Here is a 21,835-nt window from a genome sequence, read left to right as displayed (position 1 = left end):
TTATTTTACCTTAACATTTTCTTTTCCGAGCCTATCTTCAAGCAGCTTTATAGTTTGGTCATTAATATTAAACCACAATCTTGAATCAAGACCCACTAACTTTTTCTTATCCTCAAAATATATTTTTACTGGGTTCTTGCCTAAATTTTCCATAAGCAAGCATTTGATATTATTATACTCTCTATATTTTATTTTTAGATACAAAGTTTTAAGATTTGCATTGTCTAGGTCAATAAATTCTGACGCTAATAATTTTACGTCACTTTCGTCAGTTTGCAATCTTCCTTTGACAATCACAACGTTATCATCATCAATTAATTTTCTATACTCGCTATAAGTCTTGGGAAATATCACCATTTCAATGTTTCCATACATATCTTCAAGCGATGCAAAGGCCATTAAATCTCGTTTTTTTGTAGTAAGTTCTTTTTTGTTATTGATAATACCAGCCATAGTAACAAATTTGCCGTCAAGACTAGCCAGCCTATTTTCACCAAGTTCTTCCCTATAATTTGTTGTAAAATTAACAATGTTTGAAAGAGCTAGGCTTCTTTCTGACAAGGGATGTTCAGAAATATAAAAACCAAGAACCTCTTTTTCTAATTTTAACTTAACCTTTTTTGGATACTCATCAATATTTGGCATATCTATGTCCGTATCTTCTTTAGCACTAGCCATATCCAAAAGATTAATCTGACCTGTAACATTAATTTTATTATTATCGTGGACAGTATTTATCGCCTTTTCAAAAATCGCCATGAGTGACGACCTGGTATAGCCCAGACTATCAAAGGCTCCCGCCTTAATTAGAGATTCTATTCCCTTTTTATTAAGGGCCCTTGGGTCGTAATCTTCAACTCTCTCAAGGAAATTTTTAAAATTAGTAAAAGCTCCGCCTTCATCTCTTGCTTTAACGATAGAGTCTATAAGATTTAGTCCAACATTTTTTATCCCCGATAGGCCAAAGATAATTTTTTTGTCTGCCACCTTAAAAGACCCGTAAGACTTATTTATATCTGGTGCAAGAACTTCTATTCCAAGCCTTTTTGTCTCAGATACATAAGAATAAAGCTTGCCCGACTGATCCATGACAGATGAAATCAAGTTTGCCATATATTCTTCAGGGTAATAGTGCTTAAGATATGCCGTTTGAACTGCCACAAGCGAATAGGCCGCAGAGTGAGATTTATTAAAGGCGTATTTAGCAAAGGAAATCATTTCATCGTAAATAGTATTTGCCACCTGTCTATCAACACCATTTCTCACCGCTCCTGGTATTATGACTTTCCCATCCTCACCGACCTTACCATTTATAAAAACATCCCTATTTTCTTCCATGACTGCCATCTTTTTCTTAGACATGGCACGCCTTAGGTTGTCAGCTTCACCCAGTGAATAACCAGCCAATTGTTGAACTATCTGCATTACCTGTTCCTGGTAGACAATTATACCATAGGTTACACCTAGGATTGGTTTTAATTTTTCATCTAGGAAAGTGACGTCATCTGGGTTGTTTTTGTTGTGGATATATTTGGGTATTTCGTCCATTGGCCCAGGTCTAAATAAAGAATTCGCTGCAATTAGGTCATCGAAAACTGTTGGCTTTAAATTTTTAAGAAAGGCCCTCATTCCTGCTGATTCAAACTGAAAAAGTCCTATAGTTTTAGCCTGATTAAATTGTTTGATGACATTTACATCATTTACATCGATTTTTCTTATATCAAGGTCTACGCCGTAGTTTTTCTTAATGTCTTTTATGGTATCTTTGATAACTGTGAGATTTCTTAGGCCTAAAAAGTCCATCTTTAAAAGTCCCAACTCTTCAATCTCTGTCATATCAAACTGGCTTACAACTTGGTCGTTTGACAGAGCGAGTGGAATAATATCTGTAAGTGGGTCTTTAGAAATAACTACACCTGCAGCGTGGATAGATGTATGGCGAGGAAGAGCCTCGAGTTTTTTAGCTGTGTCAATTAGTCTTTTTCCCTCAGCATCTTTTTCGTAAGAGGCCCTAAAGGCATCAGATTCTACTAAGGCCTTATCAATGGTCATACCAATTGTTGCTGGAATTTGCTTGGCAATAGTATCGACCTTGCCATAGGCTATATCCAAAACCCTGCCAACATCCCTGATGGCATTTCTAGCCTGCATCCTACCAAAAGTTACAATCTGCGAAACGTGGTCCCTGCCATAAAGGTCATTTACATATTCAACTACCTTATCCCTTAATACATAGTCAAAATCTATATCTATATCAGGCATTGATACCCTCTCAGGATTTAAGAACCTCTCAAAAATCAAATTGTATTTCAAGGGGTCAATCTGAGTTATATCAAGGGCGTATGAAACAAGAGAACCTGCTGCAGAACCCCTACCAGGTCCAACTGCTATGTCATTTTTTCTTGCATAATTTACAAAGTCCCACACAATTAGGAAATAATCAACATAACCCATTGAGTTTATAACGTCGATTTCCATCTTTGCCCTCTTTACAATCTCGTCTGTAACTTGATCATATTTTTGAGCTAGGCCATCATTTACTAATAATTTCAAATAATCTAGATTTGTAAGGCCTTCTGGAACTTTGGTGTAGTATGGCAAATGTGGTTGGTGAAATTTAATTTCAACTTGGCAACGGTCTGCAATTTTTCTAGTATTTTCGATTGCTCTTTCATAATCTTTGAAGATTGTCGCCATAGTATCAGCGTCTTTTAGGTAAAATTCCCTAGTTGGCATCCTCATCCTATTTTCATCCTTGATTAGGGCGCCTGTTTGGATGCACAATAGCACATCTTGATAGTAAGAATCTTCCTTGTTGATATAGTGAACATCGTTAGTAGCAACCATTTCTATACCGAGTTTTTTGTGGAGGTATTTTATACCTTGGTTTACTTTTTTTTGCTCAGCCATACCGTGGTCTTGGACTTCTAAAAAAAACGAACCCTTACCAAAAGCTTTTTCATACTTTAGAGCAGTTTCTTCTGCACCGCCCATGTCACCTTCCAAAATTCTTTGATTGACCTCTCCATTTAAGCAGGCAGAAAGGGCAATAAGACCTTCTGTATGATTTTTTATAAAGTCAAATGACACCCTTGGTTTGTAATAAAAACCATTGACATAAGCTTCTGAAACAATTTTCACAAGGTTCTTATAGCCGGTATTATTTTCTGCAAGCAAAATTAGGTGGTAGTACCTCCTATTGGTTGGATCCTTTATCTTATGATCTCTTTCAGATACATAAACCTCGCAACCAATAATTGGCTTTATACCACGTTTTTGTGCTTGTTTATAAAATTCTATGACCCCATACATCTGACCATGGTCTGTGATCGCAACAGAATCCATGCCGAGTTCTTTACACCTATCTAGAAGTTCATCTATTCTTGTAAAACCATCAAGCAGAGAATATTCCGTATGGAGGTGGAGGTGGGTAAATTTTGTAGTCATAGGTGCTCCTTTAAAAAGAGACTTGCTCTCACAAATCTTTTGCTAGCTTGATAAACTTTTGCAGTCTATAGTTTACCTTGGCTTTTGTAAGCGGTGGATTTAGTTTTTCTCCAAGTTCATCAAGGGATAAGTAGGGATTATCTAGCCTTAGCTTAGCGATTTTTTGACTAAGTTCGTCAAATTCATCAAATGCATTCTTTTCTATAACCTTATTTATAGCGTCAACTTGGACAATAGAAGCCTTAACAGTCCTGTCGATGTTGGCATTATCAAAATTATTTATCCTGTTTATATCATTTCTAATTGATTTCATTGCCCTTACATTCTCTAGTTCAAAAAGAGATTGCATGGCGCCTATAACAGCCAAGAAATCAGAAATCTTATCAGAATCCTTTAGGTAAATAATATTATTATCTAGCCTTTGACTTAGCTTGGCATTCAAATTAAAGGTATCCATTGAATCTTTAATAAGCCCAGCTTCATTTTTGTTCTTGCCTACAATCTCTAAATTGTAGCCCCTTTGAGGATCATTTACCGAGCCCCTAAAGATAAAGGCAATCTTCAAAAATCCCTTTATAGTTTCAAGCTTCACATCTTCAATATTTTTGTAATTTTCTATGAAACCTTCGTTCATAAGAGCGATTAACTTATCAGATACATCTGCATCTTCAATTATTACAACATAATCTCTCTTTGTTTTCTTATCCGGGTTATCCTGAATCTCAAAGGTCGGAGAATAACCATATAAGTCAGCAATTAGTTTGTAGATATATCTAGCTTCTTGGTTGGCATCTGTTTTAAAAATCACATTAAAACCAGATGCAGAAATCCTTATTGACCCAATAAAATGAACTAGGGAAATTAATTCGCCTTCTAAATCTAAGGGATCTTTTCGCAATAGCTCCTTCTTGCATCTTTGGGAAAAACTCATACTACTCCCTTATCCTGCTCCTCAACATATATATATCTTTTTGCTCACACTTGGCATAGAGTAGATATGCTTCAAAGCTACCGTATTTCCTTATAACATAGTCATAAGCTTCCTTCATATAATATGGGTCTGTGATTCTGAAAACCGAAAAAGGTTCATCCTCATCGTACCTTTCTATATAGCCAAGATGGGCAGAAGATATTTCATAATCAGCAATAATATCACCTCTCGCCACATCAGCAAGGCCCATTATTATCATAGAAACTATACCAGTCCTATCTTTACCTTCCTGGCAATGATAAAGAACTGAGCCCTCTGCCCTTGCGAGCACTTCTACAATTTCCTTAACAGCCACATAATGGTCTATTAAATTTCTATAAGATTGGCCAACAGAGATTTTCCCCGAAATAATCTTTTCAATTTCTTCCTTCCTAAATTCCCTGTCTGGAGCAAGGGAAATGTGGTGGTAGTCAAAATTTTCCTTAATTTTTTTATGACTTTCAGATTCAAAATCTATTTCATTTATCCTTCTTAAATCAATTATTGTTGAGACATTTAATTTTTTTAATTGCTCCATATCAGCGTCATTTATATCATCAAGGCTTGCTGTCCTAAAAAATTCATGCCATTTTGTCGACCTATGATCGAGAGTTGGTACACCTCCTAAATCCCTAGCATTTTTTATATTATCAATGTCTAATCTTTTTAAATATCTCATCTTACCACTTATCCTTTTCTCTATGTCTCTTAATTAGTATATAATCATCATCTTTCATCTTTTCATACATCTTCTCTACCATATAGACCGACCTATGTTGGCCACCAGTGCATCCAAAGGCAATGGTAATAATATTCTTCCCCTCTTTTTCATAGGAAGGAAGGAGGGAATTTATGAGGCCATAAACCCTATCTTCAAAGTCCTTAATAATATCAAATTGGTCTAGGTAATTAGCAAGTTTTTTGTTAGTGCCATTTAACTTTTTAAGTTCTTCTACATAAAATGGATTTGGTATAAATCGAACATCAAAAACAAAGTCAAAATCAGCACTCACCCCATACTTATAACCAAAGGATATAAGATTTATAATAATATTATTTTTCTTATCCCCACTGGATTCTATCACTTGCCTTAGCTCTGCAATTTTATAGTTAGTTGTATCTATTAGCTTGTCAGATATATCCCTAAGAGGCTTTAACAAGTTCTTTTCTTTCTCAAGCCCGTCCGATACATTTCCATACTCTCCAAGAGGATGAGGTCTTCTCAATTCATTGTATCTTTTTTGAATGATTTCATCGTTACAGTAAATAAAGATAATTTCTGTATCCTTATTGGCTTCTTTGAGGCTTTTTATAGATTTAAAAATATCATTATCTAAGGAAAATGACCTAAAATCTATAACGACAGCCATCTTTTCTATTGGTTTTTCTTGGTATTTATTAAGCTCTATGAATTTTTCCACCAAATATGCTGGCGCGTTATCCATTGCATAATAGCCTAAATCTTCATAGGCCCTTAGGGCTGTTGTTTTACCTGAGCCAGAAAGGCCTGTAATTATCTTTAATTTCATCTATAAGTCTCCGACTAATTTTACCTCTCGTTCTAAGACGAACCCAGTTTCTTCCTTGACGATACTTGATACATGGTTAATAAAATCAAGCATCTGTTTGCAAGTCGCCTTATCCCTATTGATAATGAACCCACAATGCTTTTCGCTAACCTGGCAATCACCTTCTCTAAATCCTCTCAAACCACACTCATCAATTAATTTTGATGCATAGGATCCCTCTGGCCTTTTGAAAGTAGAACCAGCAGATTTTTTATCAAGAGGTTGCTTGGTTTGGCGTCTATTTGTATAGTCCAAATATTTTTCGGTAATTATATGCTTATCGCCTTTTTCCAGTTTAAACTTAGCACTAACAACAATTAAATTATCATCAAAAATCCTTGAATGTCTGTAAGAAAAACTCATCTCTTCATTTTTAAAAGTGTGAAGCTTTCCTTCAAAATCAAAAGCCTTAATTTCTACAGCAATATCCTTGATTTCTCCACCATAAGCACCGGCATTCATCGATACAGCACCCCCAACTGAACCTGGTATGCCAGATATTTCTTCCATACCAGCAAGTCCCTCATCTATAGCTGCAAGGCTCGCCTTATTTAAAGAAGTGCCAGAAAGCGCAGTCAGATAATTTCCTTCGATTTTTACATCGTCAAAATTATCAGCAAGAACAATTACGCAACCCCTGATGCCCTTATCAGATACCAAGAGATTTGAACCCTTGCCCATAACAAAAGTTTTTATATTATTTTCGTGATTAAATTTTAAAAGCTCTTCCAATTCTTCTACGCTGGTAGGTTTAGCCAAGACATCTGCAGGGCCCCCTATGCCAAAAGTAGTATAAGTATTAAGGTCTTTATCAAAGTCTATATTAGTAAATTTTTTATTATTATAAAGAGATTTGTAATCCATAGTTTCCCCTTTTATCTTTTTTCTTATATACTATACCATTATGACACAGAATCTCTCTTAAAAATATTGGCCAAAAATTTGTAATTTTCATAAAACTTTGGTAGAATAATAAAGATGAATAAGAAGGAGGTGTAATTATGTCAAGAGCATGCGATATATGTGGCAAAGGTACAGCTAGTGGAAAGACTGTAACATTCTCACATAGACAAATCAACAGAACTTTTAAAGCAAACGTGCACAAGATTAAAGCTATTGTTGATGGCACTCCAAAAACTATTAACGCTTGTACAAAATGTATTAAAAGTGGAAAAGTAGAAAAAGCATAAGCTTTTTTAGTTTAGTACTAAATTAAAAATTTTTAAACTGGCCAAAAGGTCAGTTTTTTAATTTGCTCACAAAAATAGCTGGTAAATGATAATATCATAAACCAGCTTTTTATTTTATTCGTATTCTTTAAAAATCTCGTGGTAGGTTAAAATTTGAGATTTTATATCCTTGGCAAAAATATCTGAGCCTGATACAACCTCATCAACTCCGAGGTCCAAAACTTCTCTGACATTTGTAGTTTTGATGCCCCCATCGACTTGCATTTTTACCTTCAAATTATTTTCGTCAATATATTTTCTGTAGAGATCCATGGTCGCCTTGGTTTCTTCCATAAACTTTTGTCCGCCAAAACCAGGTCTTACACTCATTACCAAAATCAAATCGATTTGGTCAAAATATTTTAAAAGTAATTTGGGATCTGTTTCTGGTTTAGCTGTAAGACCCACTTCCATACCAGCATCTCTTATAGCTTTTAGGGTTGCTTTTAAATCTTTACAAGCCTCGTAATGAACTGTTATTCTGTCAGATCCTGCCTTTTTAAATTCGTCTATATACCTAATAGGCTCTTCAATCATTAGGTGGGTATCAAAGAAATAATCATTCTTATCCCTAATATCAGAAATGACCTTAAAAGCAAAGGAAATATTTGGCACAAATATCCCATCCATGACATCAATGTGAATCATTTTAAGACCACACCCCTTGGTTTGGTCTAAATCTCCTTGAAGATTTGCAAAATTTGCTGATAGTATCGATGGTGATAGTCTTACCATTTGTTAAGTCTCCTTTGTTTTAATTCTTCAAATAACTGGATATAATTTTTATAGCGTGAAGCAGAAATTTTTCCTTTTTCTAAATCTTCCTTAACCCTGCAAGATGGTTCATTGATGTGGTTGCAATCCTTAAACTTGCAATCCCTATCCCTTAATTCGACAAAGTTGTTTTTAAGATCATTTTCATCTTCTAAAAAGTCTAGGTCAAAGGAATCGAAGCCTGGGGTATCAAAAATAAAAGTATCCTTAGCAAGTTTAAAAATTTCTGTGTGTCGAGTGGTATTCTTGCCTCTTTTTGATTTCTGGCTAATGTCGCCAATTTCAATTTCTGCATCAATTAAGTTTGACAAGAAAGTAGATTTGCCCACACCCGATGCACCTGATACTGCAGAAGTCTTCCCCTTTAGGATTTCCCTAATTTTTTCTTGAGGAAAATCCTTGTAATTATCAATTAATATCACTTCATAACCGATATTTTTATAGATTCCAGAAATTTCTTCAACCTTCTCGCAAGGTGCAAGGTCTATTTTTGTAAGCATTATAGTTACAGAAATGTTTAAATACTCACACATAGCCAAGTACTTGTCAAGGTTGTAGAGGTTGAGGGGTGGATCATTTATCGTTATAAAAACCAAAAGCTGGTCAATATTTGCTATATTAGGTCTTTTGATTTCATTTTTACGGGCAAGTAGCTTTGTGATGTAGGCCTTGTCATCTTCCAATATTTCTATTTCTACATTGTCTCCTACCAAGGGTTTTTTATCTTTAACCCTAAAGTTTCCCCTTGCCTTGGCCTTATAAACCATATCATTGGTGTCTACATAATATAATTCTTTTTGACTTTTAATTATTTTTCCAATCATTAGTTAACTTGATATACTCCGTAGGATTCATCATCAACTAGGACTTCCACACTTGTCTGTGACATTGCCATAAACTTAAGGACTAGGACTCCATTAGAATTCAAATCACTTGATGTGTGGTAATCATTATATAAAAGATCGCCCCTATTGCCATTGCTGTCTACCTTATAAATTTTGACATTGAAATTGTCCTTGTTGCTAGCGACATTAAGTCTAATTTCAACTTCCCTATTTGGACTCTTGGCTTTTTCTTCTTCGCCAAGACTTATTACAAAATCAATTGCAGAATTTTCTGCTACTTCTGTCTCAGCACCTATGGACTGGCTCATTACCAAACCCTTTTGAATATTTGATGAATGTTGGTAATCAACATTTCTAACTCTAAGATGGTTTTTTCTTGCAGCTGCAATTGCATCTTGCTCAGCCATGCCAATGTAGTTGCCTACCTTGATATTTTCTGTTGTATCTTCCTTGCCAACAGATATTACAAGATTTACTTCAGTTCCAGATTGTACAGTTGAGCCAGCTACTGGTTCTTGCCTAATAACTAAATCTTTATCAACTGTATTTGAATAGTCAGTAGATGTTGTTCCGACTTTAAGTCCTAGGTCTTTTAAGGTTTCCTCGGCCTGACTTAGGTTCATATTTTTAAGCTCAGGTACTTTTATTTCCCTACCTGATGAGATTACAAGGTTGACTATAGTGCCCTTCTTAGCCCTTATAGATGCCTCTGGGTCTTGGCTCATGACCTTGCCCTTTTCGTATTCATCACTTTCTGCATACCTTGAAATATTTGCCCTAAAACCACGTTTTTCGAGTTGGTTAACTGCCTGTTCTTCTGTAAGATTTACTACTGTTGGTACTTCTAGATCTTCCTTATTCATTCTTGAACTAAAGAAATATACAGCTACCACTAGAATAAAGGCAAGAAGAGCTAGAGGCCAAATCTTAATAGGATTTCTCTTTTTCTTTTTCTTGCTCTTTTCTTCTCCAGTTGACACATAAACAGCTTCTCTTTCTTCCTCAATCGGATCAGGATAAGTTTCCTTTTTTGGAACCACAATAGGAATCCTTGCTGTATCTTCATAACTATCCTCGCCCTTAACAAGAGATTCATCATCAAGAGCTTCTATTAACTCACTTGCATTTTGAAATCTCTCTGTTGGGTCCTTCTTTAGGAGTTTCATAATTATGTAATTTAAGTGTCTGGAAAGATTTGGATTTATTTCCCTAGGTGGGATTGGATCATCTTGGATATGCATAACTGCAATTCCCACAGAATTATCCGCATCAAAAGGCACCCTACCAGTAGCCATTTCATACATGACAGCTCCCAAAGAATAAAGGTCAGATTTCAAATCTACAATCTTGCCCTTGGCTTGCTCAGGAGAAATATAATGAACTGTCCCTAAAATCGAACTGGTATAGGTAATAGTAGCATTTGAAGAAACTCTCGCTATACCAAAGTCTGTCACCTTACACAAACCATACTTGTCGATTAAAATATTTTGTGGCTTGATATCCCTATGGACAATACCTGAATCATGGGCGCTCTTGAGGGCTTGGGCAATTTGAGTTGAATAATCAATAATATCATGATTTTCAAGAACCTTTTCTCGATTAATTAAATCTTTGAGAGTCTCACCCTCCACATATTCCATTACAATGTATTGAATGAGCTTGCCATTTAGCATATCCTTACCTATATCATAAACATTTACAATATTGATATGGGAAAGTCTTGCGGCCGATTGGGCCTCATTATTAAATTTCTTTGAAAATTCTTCGTCTTCTGCGTATTGCTCTTTTAAAATTTTTATGGCAACAAACCTACCAAGAAGTTTATCTTTGGCCTTGTAAACCTTGGCCATGCCTCCTACGCCTATTTCTTTTATAATTTCATATCTACCATCTAATATTATTTTATCCATAATAGCCTCTTATAGTAAGATTGTTGTAACAGTAATATTATCCCTACCACCATGGTCTATAGCTTCTTCTATAAGCTTAGATGAGATCTGGTATGGATCCTTATTAGCTTTTACTATCTGTCTTATCTTTTCATCTGTCAGTTCATTTGTAAGCCCATCAGTCACCATTAGTATAATGTCACCATCTTCCATTGGAAGGGATTTACTATCAGCAACAACTTTTTCTTCAGTGCCTACAGCCCTAGTTATGGCAGACTTATTAATAAAATTTGCTGCCTCATCTTCTGTAAGAGACCCACTATCCAACAAATCATTCACTAAGGAGTGGTCCCTAGTAAGTTGACTTAAGGTCTCGTTTCTATAAATATATGCTCTAGAGTCTCCAAGGTGGCTTAGGTAGTAGGTTTTATTTTTGTAGTCTATGCAAAGGCAGACTACAGTTGTACCCATCCTAATATTTCCATCCTCTAGCGATAATTTATATATTTCTTCGTTGGCATAGAATATTGCTTCTTCCAAAAGTTTTATATAAGAATTGTAGCTAGCAATGTCAGCTTCTTTTATATATTTTATAAAAAGCTTGGCAGCAAGCTTACTAGCAAGTTCGCCCTTGCTGTGCCCGCCCATGCCATCAGCTACAATGAAAAAATCCAAGTCTCCTAGGCTGATATTAGAAAATGAATCTTCATTTTCATTCCTAATCTTGCCTATATTTGTAATCGTACTAAATTTCATGCTTACCTCGCATAATTATTTCTTAATTGGCCACATGAGGCATCTATATCTATTCCCATGGACCTTCTGATGGTTGCATTTAGTCCTCTTTTTATAAGTCTTTGCTTAAAGTCTTCAAGAACTCTCGCTCCTGGTTTTTTATGATTAAATTCCTCTATTGGATTAAGAGGAATCAGATTTATGTGGACATTTTTACCAAAAAGCAGGTCGCGGAGGTTTTCCACATCTTCAGTAAGGTTATTAACCCCATCTATCACAACATATTCAAAAGAAACCCTACGCCCAGTCTTGTCAAAATAATAGTCTGTAGCATCGATTAAATCCTTAATCGAATATTTTTTGGCAACCGGCATATAGACAGCTCTTTTTTTATCGTCTGCATAGTGAAGACTCAAGGCCAAATTAACGTCAAGACCTGTATCTGCCAAGTCTTTAATCCTTGGCGATAGACCTGATGTTGAAAGGGTTATAGACCTGTGAGATAAATTTCTACCACTGGGGTCTGTTATTATTTCGATAAATTTTTTTATATGATCAAAATTATCTAGTGGCTCGCCGATACCCATAATAACGATATTTGAAATCGGGCCATTGAGCCTTTCTAGGAGATATACTTCCTCAATCAATTCTGAAGCAGTCATATTTCTTACGAGTCCATTTTTGGTTGATGCACAAAAACTACAGCCCATCCTACACCCAACCTGGCTTGAAATGCAAATTGTGGACCTATCCTTATAATCCATATATACAGCTTCAACTATATTTTTATCTGGAAGCTCCAAAAGATATTTCTTGGTTGAATCTATTTTTGATTCAAAAGTCTTAAGAACTTTTATCCTCTCAAACTTAAAATCAGCCTTTAGGTCTTCTCGCATCTTAAGTGGTAGGTCTGTCATTTCATCAAAATCATTTAGCCTATTGACATGGATAGCCCTAAAAACTTGTTTGGCCCTAAATTTTTGGTAGGACCTTTCCTTAAATAAGTTTTCAATTTCATAAATTGTCTTATCGTTTATATTAATCATTTATTTTCCTAAATTTACTGATGAAAAACCCATCAGTGTTGGCTTCAAAACTCTTGTATTCTATAAAATCTTGGCCATCAATTTGAATTAATTCCAAATCCTTGTTATCCATTAAAAATTTAAAATTATTTCTATTTTCCAAAGGACCAAGGGTGCAAGTAGAATACACAAGATATCCACCTTTTTTTACGTACTTTATAGCATTTACTAGAATATCTTTTTGAAGGTCTGCAAGCCTTACAATCGTTTCCTTATTTCTATTATATCGTATTTCTGGTTTTCTTCCCACTACTCCGAGCCCAGAACAAGGTGCATCGACCAAACAAAAGTCAAATTCATTTTCGAAAGCACTGACAAATGTTGATGCATCATAGTTTGTAAGACTTATATTTTCAAGAGCAAGTCTTTGGATGTTTTCTAAAATCAGCTTATTTTTTGCTTTAGAAATATCATTGGCAATTATTTTGCCTGTATTTTTGGTAAATTCTGCCAGGTAAGTTGTCTTTGTCCCTGGTGCGGCACAAAGGTCTAAGATTTTAGAATTTTCCTTAGGATTTAAAACCTCAACAACCTTCATAGAAGCTTCTTGTTGGATGGTAAAAAGTCCATCCTTAAAAGCCTCACAGCTTGCAAGGCCAGCTGGATTTTTTACTAGCAAACTATTTGGGGAAATCTTTCCGTCTTCTATTTCAAATCCGGCCTTAATAAGTAATTTTTTTAAGTCTTCTCTACTTATCTTTAGTGTATTTACCCTAATAGCTAAATCTCTTATCCTACCTGCATCCCTCAGATATGCCTTGGTATAATCCATTCCATAAAAATCATAGATATATTTGGTAATTTCTTCTGGAAAGGAGTACCTAATTGAAAGGCTCTTTATGTCATCAGTTTCGTAAATTTTTGCTATCTCCTTTTCATCTCTGATAAAACTCCTTAGGATTGCATTTACAAAACCTGTTGACCTCTTATTTTTTTCCTTAGTAAGGTCGACTAATTTGTCAACTGTGGCATAGTCCTTGGTTTCCAAAAAATGGATATTATAGATTCCTATTTCAAGAATCAAAAGAACGTGTTTGTGAATTTTTTTAAGCCTAACATCAGATAACTTCCTAATCATGTAGTCAATATAAATTTTATTTTCCAAAACTCCATAGACTGTTTTGGTTATCAAAGATAGGTTGCTTGCCTTTGCTGCATAAGAATTTATCATGTCAGAAGACTTTTCATCTTCATAGATAACTCTTCTTAGGATATTAAAAATTATAGCAAGATCATTCATTTTCTAAAACAAATCCTACTTCTACATCATTTCCCAAAAGGAAGGATGTGGTGTCCATAGCTTTTTTGCCTGGAAATTGGATCTTTTCAATCCTTATTGAGCCATCAGATGTCCCAATGATAAGTTTATCCTTTTTGTTGGCCGCTAATATTTCTCCAGCTTGGCCTTTTTTATCAGCTAGACTTGCCTTGTGAACCTTAACATTTTCGCCCTTATAATCAAAATATGCTACAGGAAAACCTACTAGGGCTCTTATCTGATCTAGAATTTCCCTGCTTGATTTATTCCAATCAATTTTTCCCATTTCTTTGTCGATTTTTGTACAGTAAGTTGCCTTTTCGTCATCCTGATCTAGCCTATTTTCATAAACTTCGTCAAAATTTAAAATGGCATCTCTAATGGCTTCAGCTCCGATTTTTCCAAGTTTGTCTTCTAGGTCAAAATAATCATCGCTTGGGTCAACATCCATTTCTCTTTGAATTAAGATGTCGCCAGAGTCCATACCTTTTTCTATTAACATAACAGTTGCAGCTGTTTTTTTATCCCCATTTAGGAGGGTAAATTGCATAGGACTTGCTCCCCTGTAGAGTGGAAGTAGGGATGGATGTAAGTTTATTATCCTATCCTTGAACCCATCTAGGATGATCTTCTTGATGAGTTGACCAAAGGCTACTACAACTATATAGTCGATTTCTAAGTCTTTAAGAAGGTCTAGAAATTCCTCAGTGTTTACAGAATCTGGAGTTTCTACCCTAATCCCATTATCTTCTGCATATTTTTTTACAGGGGTTGGGCTAAATTTATTTCTTGACCTTTTCTTGTCTTTGCCTGATACAACTAACTTTAAATTTATATTTTCATCTCTATAAAGAATATCCAAAGTCTGCAAAGCAAACTTTGGATTACCCATAAAACATATATTAATCATTGTTTTCTACCATTTCTTCTGGTTTGTACTCTTCGATATACTTATCCTTAAATAAAATACCGTTGAGGTGGTCTATTTCATGGCACAAAATGACTGCTGGAAAACCATGGGCATCCCAGATTTTTTCTTCCCCATTTTCATCCAAATATTTGACCTTAACATGCTCAGGCCTTTTGACTGTCGCATTAAAGTCAGGTATAGATAAACAACCTTCGACACCTATTTGCTCTCCGTCCATTTCTAAAATTTCTGGATTTACAAGCTTAACTAGGCTATCTTCCCCATCTCTAGGGTCTACAACTATAACCCTTCTAAGGTTTCCTACTTGTGGGGCAGCAAGACCAACACCATCAGCGGCATACATAGTCTCTGCCATATCATCTAAAAGGATTCTAATCCTGTCTGTAACATCTTCTACTGGTCTGGAAATCTTTCTTAAAATCGGATCTCCATCTATTCTTATATTTCTAATTGCCATACTTCCTCCTTTGGGCAAGATGCCGAGAATTTTTCTGCAATTTAATTTATCTTTTGTAAATATTTTACTAGTTTTAGGCTTTTATTCAATTCTCAACAAAGCCAATGGAATATAGTTTCGACATACCTTCGTCGTCTATAGTTACACCATGAATTTTTTCTGCTAGTTGCATAGTAGTTTGCCTGTGAGTAATCATGATAAATTGGGTATTATCAGATAGCCCCTTTAGGTATTCTATATATCTTTTGATGTTTGCTTCATCAAGGGCAGCATCTATCTCATCTAAGATTGAAAATGGTGCAGGGTTTTGCTCAAAAATCGCAAAGAGAAGAGCCACAGCTGTAAGGGCCTTTTCCCCACCGGATAAAAGTGAGATTGACTTTAAGGACTTGCTTGGTGGCTTTGCTTCGATTTCAACACCTGCAGTGAGGAAGTCTTCGCTATCAAGGATTAGCCTTGCGTCCCCACCCATAAAGAGAATTTTGAAAATTTTGGTGAAATTCTTATTAATTACAGCAAAATTTCTAGAAAACTCATCCTTCATTTCTTTTTCAAGCCTTACTATCATCTTTTCTATATCTGCTTTTGAATTTTTAAGATCAGAAACTTGTTCTTTTATAAAATTGACTTCCTTATCTACTGTATCAAAGTCTTCAACAGCTGTTTCTGTGAAAAATCCAACTTCATTTATCTTTTTCTGGATATTAATCAAGTCAGATTTTGTAGGACTTATTTTTTCTTCTTCCTTAAATTTTTCTTTTAAATCGTCAAGGCTCATAGTTATATATGGCCCTACTTCATCTTCGAGATTTTTATAAGTTTCGTTGGCGTTATCAAGTTTATAAGATAGTTTTACCCTCTCGATGTCAAGATTTTTAAGTTCATCTTCAAACTTCTGATTTTCCTCAATGAGTTTTATATTTTCGCCTTCTCTTTTTTTAAGACTTTCCTTAAGTTCATCAATAACCAACCTTAAATTTTGAGTTTCTTCTTGGTACAAGGCTATTGATTTATTTAGCTCTTCTGCCTTTTGCTTGGATAGGTCAAGGTCGTTTTCAAGATTTGCCAAAAGTTTTTCTTGGATTTTTTTATTAGACCTTATATCTTCCAAAGAATTTTTGATATTAGCCAAGCTATTTTCCTCGAGGCTCTTATCTCTCAAGGATATTTCCATTTTATTTGTAAGGGTGATTAGCTCTTCTTTCAAAAGATTAAAGGCTTCGGTTTTTTCATCTAAGTCTTTATTTTTTTGGCCTAGAATTTTTATAAGTTCCTCTTCTTCTGCCTTTAGCTTATCAATATCAACACTACTTTCCCTATCTTCATAGTCGACATCACCACCATTTAAATCAATTCTCTGCTGGCTTAGGGATTCAATTTTTAACTTAAGTCTTTCCAGACTATTAACAAGGTCTTTCTTGACTTCTGATTTTTTTTCGTAAGTATCTCTCAAAGCTATGAGTGAAGCTTTCTTTTTTTCTAAGTCAAGATTTACTTCTGAAATTTTTACTTCAAGAGAACCTTGTTTTTGATTTAGGTTTTTAATTGAATTTTCAAGGTCAACTAATTTTTTCTTCCTATTAAGGAGGTTGGTTGTAGAGCGTTTATTTTTATTGGTTCCTGCAACCATAGACCCCCAAGTATTAATAATATCAAGGTTTAAGCTTATAATCCTATAACCCTTTATTTTTTTTGATAGGGAAATGGCTGCATCTATATCCTTAACAACTACAGTTGATCCTAGGAAGTGACCAACAATACCCTTAAGCTTCTCATCATAAGATACAAGTTCATAGGCCATGGCTATAACTTCCGGCTCACTTGGTTTTTCCTTCACAGCTGAATTTATAGAATCAATCGGTAGGAATGTTAACCTGCCAAGTTTTTCCCTATTGACAAAATTTATTAATTCCCTAGTGTCTTCCTTGCTCCTTGTGACTATGTTTTGTAGACCAGCTCCGATTAGGTTATCGATTATTTCCTCATATCCAGTCTTTACCGAAATCAAGTTGGCTAGGGTGTCTAAATAAAACCCAGCAAGCCCATTTATCTTAGTTTTTTTTAGGAAATCTTGGACTGGATAAAAATAGCCCTGGTTATTTTCCAAGAGATTTTTTTCAATTTTATAATCTGAAAGCAAGGACTTAAGGTCAAGTTTTAAATTATTAAGACTCGCTGCCAACTTGTTGATTTCTTCAGTATCTAAATTTATAGCACCAGCAAGCTTTCTTATATTGTCCTCTTCTTCTAAAATCTCACTAGATAAGGCCTCTTCGCTTGCCTTTGACTTTTCAAACTCAGTATTTAATTCTTTTATTTCTGCATCAAGCCTTGCTATTTTTAATCTTTTCTCTTCTAGATCTTTTTTCCTTTTTTCATCAATAATAGCCTTGGACTTTTCAAAGACTTGGTAGTCTAAAATTTGAGTTTTTATTGCCTCATAAGCATTTTCTTGCTGAGATATTTCTTCATTTAAAATCTTGATCTCTTCTTCAAGCCTTATCCTCGCCTCTTTTTTAACTGCTAATTCTTTTTCAATTTCAGAAATTGTTTGTCCTAAGCTAAGGAGGTTATTTTGCTTTTCTTCTAAATCATTTCCAGCTTTTATAAAATTACTTTCAAGATTTTCAAGGATTTCACTAATCCTTTCCCTATCTTTTTGGTCATAGTCTAGCTTTTGATCATTTAATTTCAAACTTGAAATAGCTTTTTCTATATTTTTTTCGTAGGAAGAAAGGCTAGCAAGTAATTTTTCTAGTCTTTGCTTATCTAAGTCGTAGTCTTTTCTAAAAGGACTGAGCTTTTCTTTTATTACTGTGTTTTGGGACTCCAAGCTAGTAATTTTTTCGTCTAGGTCCCCAAGCTCAATCTTTAGATTATCTCTTTTTTTAATTAAATCATAGGACTTATTTTTAAGGTAGAAAAAAGCCTTCCTATTTATTTCATTAGTTAAGTCCTTATGCTTTAGATAATTTTCTTTGTAGGTTTTTAAGAGCTTGTAGTCTTTTTCCTTATATTCTAATTCCTTTTCAATTAGGTCAAGGTCATTGTTTACAGATTCTAGCTTTTTTCCTGCCTCATCACGCCTATACTTGTGCTTGGATATACCAGAAGCTTCTTCAAAAATCGCCCTCCTATCCTTAGGAGAAGATAGGATTATCTCATCAATCCTACCCTGGCCAATTATTGAATAGCCTTCCTTGCCAACTCCTGTATCTAAAAATAATTCCCTAACATCCTTAAGCCTAACTCTTTTATCATTAATCTTGTATTCATTTTCGCCAGACCTATAAATCCTACGGGTAATAGCTACCTTATCGTAAGGAATATCAAGTTTCTTATCTTCGTTAGAAAAATTAAGGCTAACTTCAGCTATATTCATCGCGCTCTTGGCACCAGTAAAGATAACATCCTTCATATTGGCACCACGCAAGCTCTTTATTGATTGCTCGCCGAGAACCCATCTTACGGCATCAGAAATATTAGACTTACCTGATCCATTAGGCCCAACAACAGCAGTTATCTGGCTATCAAATTTTATTTTTGTCTTTTCTGCAAAGGATTTAAAACCCTTTAACTCTATACTTTCTAGTCTAATTTAAATCACCACCGTACTTTTTTTTAACATAGGCCTTTATAAAACCCTTTAAGTCTAAAGTTATTTTTCTATTATCGCTTTCAAGATAAAAATCTTCATCACCTACAAAGGCAATTTTTATCCTAGCCTTATCATAAAAATATTTTTTGTTAGATTTTTTATTACCTGCTATAAGAGAAATATCCTTGGCTTTAGCATGGATAAGGGCATCCCCACTTACGTTTTCTTTTTTGATTACTTCCTCAAGATAAAGCCTATAAATATAAGACTCCACGAGCTGTCTCATGGCAGCATGGAAAGGACCTGCAACCACATCCCTACCTTCATTGATATTTTCTGTAGGCTGAAGGCCTATTCTTATGACATTTATGTCTTTATAAGCAAAAATCATTAGGATTTCTGCAGATATCTCAACAGCTTCTTCAAGACTTAAGGGTTGATAGAGTCCGTCCTTATAAAATTTTTCTAGCTTAGTATCCTTAATAACAAGAGTTGGATAAATCCTTGCGATGTCAGGTTTGATTTTGGCAGACTCGAGGGCAGTTTTTATAATTTTCTCCATCTTATCCTTATACAAGCCCGGCATAATTTGATGGCCCAATTTAAAGCCATAGTCTTTGATAAGTTTACTTGCTCTTTTTGAATCAAGAGCAGAGTGGCCCCTCTCATTTGCTGCTAAGACCTCATCATCAAAGGACTGGATGCCAAGTTCAATTGTATCCACTTCATAAGCCTTTAAAGTATCCAGAATGAAATTATTTATATAATCAGGCCTTGTTGAAAGTCTGATTCTATCAATAATCCCCTTCTTTTTATAAATACCCGCTATCTTTAGATAAGAAACCATTGTTTCATAGGGTAGGCCTGTGAAAGATCCACCATAAAATGCGATTTCTTTGGCTGTTTTTTTATCCTTAAAATATGTCAAATAGTCTTCAATTTGTTTTATTATTGAATTTTCATCTGCCATATCTTTGTAATTTGTAATTTTTACTTGGTTACAAAAGGCACAGTCATGAGGGCAACCCAAAAACGGAATAAAAATTGGTATGATTTGCCTAGTCATTTTTGATTATCTCATAGGCAGCCTTAGCAGCCATCTGTTCTGCAGTTTTTTTGTTTTTTCCTTCGCCTTGGGCAAGGGCTCTATTGCCAAGCCTTACTTCCATGGTAAAAGTTTTGTCATGTTCTGGGCCAACTTCCTTGATTAATTCATAAGAAAGGTTCTTTTTGCTATGGGCATTGTAATATTCCTGAAGCCTTGTTTTGTAATCTAAAAATAAAGAATCGTCATTAATGATTTGCAAAACTTCTTCGCTATAGTTTGACTTTAAAAATTCAAAAAGTCTTTGGTAGGATGAATCCAAATATATTGCAGCACAAAATGCCTCGAAAGTGTCAGCCTTTACGTGTTTTTTGAGCTTGCCACCTTGTTTTTTTTCGCCCATACCAAATCTTAAATACTTTGTTAGGTCAAACTTCTCGCAAGCCTTGGCAAAGGAATCCGTACAAACAATCCTAGACCTGGTTCTTGTTAGCCAGCCTTCTGGTTTTTCCTTGTAATTTTTGAAAAGATATTCGCTTACTACCATATCAAGAATGGTATCTCCCAAAAATTCAAGTCTTTCATTTGATTTTGTCTTAATCCTTGCTTCATTGGTAAAGGAAGAATGAGTAAAGGCTACATCTATCAATGTCTTGTCATTGAAGGTGTAGCCTATGCTTTTTTCAAATTCTTCGATTTTTTCAAGTCTATCTTTTGACAAAGACATTAATTTTTACTTTCTATTAAACTTACTATATCTGAAAGAGTTTCGATTTCGTCTAGCTCTTCATCAGTAAATTCTATATCAAATTCTTCTTCGATAACCATGATAAAATCAACTAGGTCAATAGAATCAATATCCATATCGCTGATTTTACTTTCAAAATCTAGATTTGAAGTATCAATATCAAGATTTTCTTCTGCAAGTTTTAATAATTGTTCTCTAATCATTCAATTCTCCTTGTATTTTGTTTATAACATCCATATTAATATATTCAATAAGTCCTAGGATGGCGTTTGAAATTGCTATGGCGTTTGAATTTCCATGTGCCTTATATACATAGGACTTTACCCCTAGTAGTGGGACTCCACCAATGTTTTGAGAGCTAAATTTACCCATTTGTTTGGCCAGGTCATCCTTTATAGCTAGGGCAGCAAGCTTATTCTTAAGAGACTTATAAAAAACTTCCTTCATTTGTGCCTTAAATAGACTTATAACTCCCTCTGCAGACTTAATAGCAATATTGCCTGCAAAACCATCGGCAACTATGACATTAACCTTGCCTGTAAAGAGGTCTCTCGCTTCAACATTACCTACAAAATTAAGTTTTGAGTTACTTAAAAGCTCATAAGCCTCTTTAGTGAGTTTATTTCCCTTATGACTTTCTACCCCAACATTTAAAAGACCTATGCTAGGATTTTTTATATGGATAACATTTTCCAAAAATACCTTACCCATGATAGCAAATTCTGCAAGGTAGGCTGGTTTACAATCCATATTTGCTCCTGTATCCATTAGCATTGTGTAAGCACCGATACTTGGAAGGGGCGCTGCTAGGGATGGTCTATCTATGCCGTCAATTCTTTTGGAAATAAATATCCCACCAGCAAGAAGGCCACCAGTTGATCCTGCTGATAGGAGTCCATCATAACCTTCTTCATTTAGCTTGTTATAGGCCAAGACTAGGGATGAATTTTTCTTGCGTCTAATTGCCCTTACTGGGTCCTCGTCGTTTGAAATATATTCATCAGTGTGGATTATTTCATAGTCTTTGATTTTTCCATCTATTAGTTTTTCTAATTCGCTTTCATTTCCTACAAACACTGGGATGAAGTCTTTTTGTTTTAAGGCAAGAATTGCGCCATCAACAAGAACTTTGCTTCCCTCATCTGCACCAAATGTATCTATTAATATTTTCATAAATCCCTCTTCTAATTTAATATATTATACTGCAAGAAGTTAAATTTCCATAAAAAAAGAGCCTGTTGCTAGGCAACAAACTC

The 21,835-nt window shown here is 34.9% G+C and carries 19 protein-coding genes; 1 reads left to right on the top strand and 18 read right to left on the bottom strand.

Going from position 1 to position 21,835, the window contains the following annotated elements:
• The 5 genes from HMPREF0072_RS09810 to murB are packed head-to-tail and all read right to left on the bottom strand — an operon-like array spanning window position 1 to window position 6,849.
• On the bottom strand, window positions 1-3,447 hold the full coding sequence (locus HMPREF0072_RS09810; RefSeq protein ID WP_004830061.1) for a DNA polymerase III subunit alpha: 3,447 nt from the start codon (window positions 3,445-3,447) through the stop codon (window positions 1-3).
• A 28-nt stretch (window positions 3,448-3,475) separates the two neighbouring features.
• Complete coding sequence (gene whiA, locus HMPREF0072_RS09805) at window positions 3,476-4,378, bottom strand: DNA-binding protein WhiA (protein ID WP_004830057.1); 903 nt, start codon at window positions 4,376-4,378, stop codon at window positions 3,476-3,478.
• 1 nt (window position 4,379) lies between these two features.
• Window positions 4,380-5,096: a tyrosine-protein phosphatase gene (locus HMPREF0072_RS09800; protein ID WP_004830055.1), complete on the bottom strand. Its 717-nt coding sequence runs from the start codon at window positions 5,094-5,096 to the stop codon at window positions 4,380-4,382.
• 1 nt (window position 5,097) lies between these two features.
• The gene (rapZ, locus tag HMPREF0072_RS09795) at window positions 5,098-5,946 is read right to left on the bottom strand and encodes an RNase adapter RapZ (RefSeq protein WP_004830053.1); all 849 of its coding nucleotides are present in this window, start codon (window positions 5,944-5,946) and stop codon (window positions 5,098-5,100) included.
• Window positions 5,947-6,849 carry a UDP-N-acetylmuramate dehydrogenase gene (gene murB / locus HMPREF0072_RS09790; RefSeq protein WP_004830051.1) on the bottom strand — a complete coding sequence of 301 codons (903 nt, stop codon included), beginning with the start codon at window positions 6,847-6,849 and terminating at the stop codon, window positions 5,947-5,949. It abuts the gene before it with no gap.
• Window positions 6,850-6,986: 137 nt separating this feature from the next.
• On the opposite strand from murB, the gene rpmB reads away from it, so the two are divergent.
• A complete protein-coding gene (rpmB, locus tag HMPREF0072_RS09785; protein WP_004830049.1) occupies window positions 6,987-7,175 on the top strand; it encodes a 50S ribosomal protein L28 in 189 nt (62 codons plus the stop codon).
• A 114-nt stretch (window positions 7,176-7,289) separates the two neighbouring features.
• Here rpmB and rpe read toward each other — a convergent pair whose 3' ends face one another.
• The 13 genes from rpe to plsX form a co-directional block, all read right to left on the bottom strand.
• Window positions 7,290-7,949 (bottom strand): ribulose-phosphate 3-epimerase, encoded by a 660-nt coding sequence (gene rpe, locus HMPREF0072_RS09780; RefSeq protein WP_004830047.1) that lies wholly within the window; start codon window positions 7,947-7,949, stop codon window positions 7,290-7,292.
• Entirely contained in the window at window positions 7,943-8,812 is an 870-nt protein-coding gene (gene rsgA / locus HMPREF0072_RS09775) for a ribosome small subunit-dependent GTPase A (protein ID WP_004830046.1), read from the bottom strand. Before rsgA ends, rpe begins: the two co-directional genes overlap by 7 nt.
• A complete protein-coding gene (pknB, locus tag HMPREF0072_RS09770; protein WP_004830043.1) occupies window positions 8,812-10,743 on the bottom strand; it encodes a Stk1 family PASTA domain-containing Ser/Thr kinase in 1,932 nt (643 codons plus the stop codon). The genes rsgA and pknB overlap by 1 nt, the downstream gene beginning before the upstream one ends.
• Window positions 10,744-10,752: 9 nt before the next feature.
• On the bottom strand, window positions 10,753-11,478 hold the full coding sequence (locus HMPREF0072_RS09765; protein WP_004830036.1) for a Stp1/IreP family PP2C-type Ser/Thr phosphatase: 726 nt from the start codon (window positions 11,476-11,478) through the stop codon (window positions 10,753-10,755).
• 2 nt (window positions 11,479-11,480) lie between these two features.
• Complete coding sequence (gene rlmN / locus HMPREF0072_RS09760) at window positions 11,481-12,503, bottom strand: dual-specificity RNA methyltransferase RlmN (RefSeq protein ID WP_004830034.1); 1,023 nt, start codon at window positions 12,501-12,503, stop codon at window positions 11,481-11,483.
• Complete coding sequence (rsmB, locus tag HMPREF0072_RS09755) at window positions 12,496-13,782, bottom strand: 16S rRNA (cytosine(967)-C(5))-methyltransferase RsmB (protein WP_004830033.1); 1,287 nt, start codon at window positions 13,780-13,782, stop codon at window positions 12,496-12,498. Before rsmB ends, rlmN begins: the two co-directional genes overlap by 8 nt.
• Window positions 13,775-14,710: a methionyl-tRNA formyltransferase gene (gene fmt / locus HMPREF0072_RS09750; RefSeq protein WP_004830032.1), complete on the bottom strand. Its 936-nt coding sequence runs from the start codon at window positions 14,708-14,710 to the stop codon at window positions 13,775-13,777. The genes rsmB and fmt overlap by 8 nt, the downstream gene beginning before the upstream one ends.
• Entirely contained in the window at window positions 14,703-15,188 is a 486-nt protein-coding gene (gene def, locus HMPREF0072_RS09745) for a peptide deformylase (protein WP_004830030.1), read from the bottom strand. Before def ends, fmt begins: the two co-directional genes overlap by 8 nt.
• An 85-nt stretch (window positions 15,189-15,273) precedes the next feature.
• Window positions 15,274-18,729: a chromosome segregation protein SMC gene (smc, locus tag HMPREF0072_RS09740; RefSeq protein WP_248601180.1), complete on the bottom strand. Its 3,456-nt coding sequence runs from the start codon at window positions 18,727-18,729 to the stop codon at window positions 15,274-15,276.
• A gap of 52 nt (window positions 18,730-18,781) precedes the next feature.
• Window positions 18,782-19,852: an elongator complex protein 3 gene (locus HMPREF0072_RS09735; protein ID WP_004830028.1), complete on the bottom strand. Its 1,071-nt coding sequence runs from the start codon at window positions 19,850-19,852 to the stop codon at window positions 18,782-18,784.
• Entirely contained in the window at window positions 19,845-20,558 is a 714-nt protein-coding gene (rnc, locus tag HMPREF0072_RS09730) for a ribonuclease III (protein WP_004830026.1), read from the bottom strand. Before rnc ends, HMPREF0072_RS09735 begins: the two co-directional genes overlap by 8 nt.
• The gene (locus HMPREF0072_RS09725; protein ID WP_004830023.1) at window positions 20,558-20,782 is read right to left on the bottom strand and encodes an acyl carrier protein; all 225 of its coding nucleotides are present in this window, start codon (window positions 20,780-20,782) and stop codon (window positions 20,558-20,560) included. Before HMPREF0072_RS09725 ends, rnc begins: the two co-directional genes overlap by 1 nt.
• Entirely contained in the window at window positions 20,775-21,752 is a 978-nt protein-coding gene (plsX, locus tag HMPREF0072_RS09720; RefSeq protein ID WP_004830022.1) for a phosphate acyltransferase PlsX, read from the bottom strand. The genes HMPREF0072_RS09725 and plsX overlap by 8 nt, the downstream gene beginning before the upstream one ends.
• Between the last annotated feature and the right edge of the window lie 83 nt (window positions 21,753-21,835).

Source organism: Anaerococcus lactolyticus ATCC 51172 (assembly GCF_000156575.1).
Taxonomy (GTDB): Bacteria; Bacillota; Clostridia; order Tissierellales; family Peptoniphilaceae; genus Anaerococcus; species Anaerococcus lactolyticus.
This window is presented reverse-complemented; position numbering and strand designations above follow the sequence as displayed.

Coding starts and splice junctions, on each gene's coding strand:
- def (WP_004830030.1), bottom strand. CDS start 15,188: ATGGCAATTAGAAATATAAGAATAGATGGAGATCCGATTTTAAGAAAG.
- rpe (WP_004830047.1), bottom strand. CDS start 7,949: ATGGTAAGACTATCACCATCGATACTATCAGCAAATTTTGCAAATCTT.
- HMPREF0072_RS09725 (WP_004830023.1), bottom strand. CDS start 20,782: ATGATTAGAGAACAATTATTAAAACTTGCAGAAGAAAATCTTGATATT.
- pknB (WP_004830043.1), bottom strand. CDS start 10,743: ATGGATAAAATAATATTAGATGGTAGATATGAAATTATAAAAGAAATA.
- rlmN (WP_004830034.1), bottom strand. CDS start 12,503: ATGATTAATATAAACGATAAGACAATTTATGAAATTGAAAACTTATTT.
- HMPREF0072_RS09800 (WP_004830055.1), bottom strand. CDS start 5,096: ATGAGATATTTAAAAAGATTAGACATTGATAATATAAAAAATGCTAGG.
- HMPREF0072_RS09735 (WP_004830028.1), bottom strand. CDS start 19,852: ATGACTAGGCAAATCATACCAATTTTTATTCCGTTTTTGGGTTGCCCT.
- rsgA (WP_004830046.1), bottom strand. CDS start 8,812: ATGATTGGAAAAATAATTAAAAGTCAAAAAGAATTATATTATGTAGAC.
- murB (WP_004830051.1), bottom strand. CDS start 6,849: ATGGATTACAAATCTCTTTATAATAATAAAAAATTTACTAATATAGAC.
- rsmB (WP_004830033.1), bottom strand. CDS start 13,782: ATGAATGATCTTGCTATAATTTTTAATATCCTAAGAAGAGTTATCTAT.
- whiA (WP_004830057.1), bottom strand. CDS start 4,378: ATGAGTTTTTCCCAAAGATGCAAGAAGGAGCTATTGCGAAAAGATCCC.
- fmt (WP_004830032.1), bottom strand. CDS start 14,710: ATGATTAATATATGTTTTATGGGTAATCCAAAGTTTGCTTTGCAGACT.
- HMPREF0072_RS09765 (WP_004830036.1), bottom strand. CDS start 11,478: ATGAAATTTAGTACGATTACAAATATAGGCAAGATTAGGAATGAAAAT.
- HMPREF0072_RS09810 (WP_004830061.1), bottom strand. CDS start 3,447: ATGACTACAAAATTTACCCACCTCCACCTCCATACGGAATATTCTCTG.
- rapZ (WP_004830053.1), bottom strand. CDS start 5,946: ATGAAATTAAAGATAATTACAGGCCTTTCTGGCTCAGGTAAAACAACA.
- plsX (WP_004830022.1), bottom strand. CDS start 21,752: ATGAAAATATTAATAGATACATTTGGTGCAGATGAGGGAAGCAAAGTT.
- rnc (WP_004830026.1), bottom strand. CDS start 20,558: ATGTCTTTGTCAAAAGATAGACTTGAAAAAATCGAAGAATTTGAAAAA.
- rpmB (WP_004830049.1), top strand. CDS start 6,987: ATGTCAAGAGCATGCGATATATGTGGCAAAGGTACAGCTAGTGGAAAG.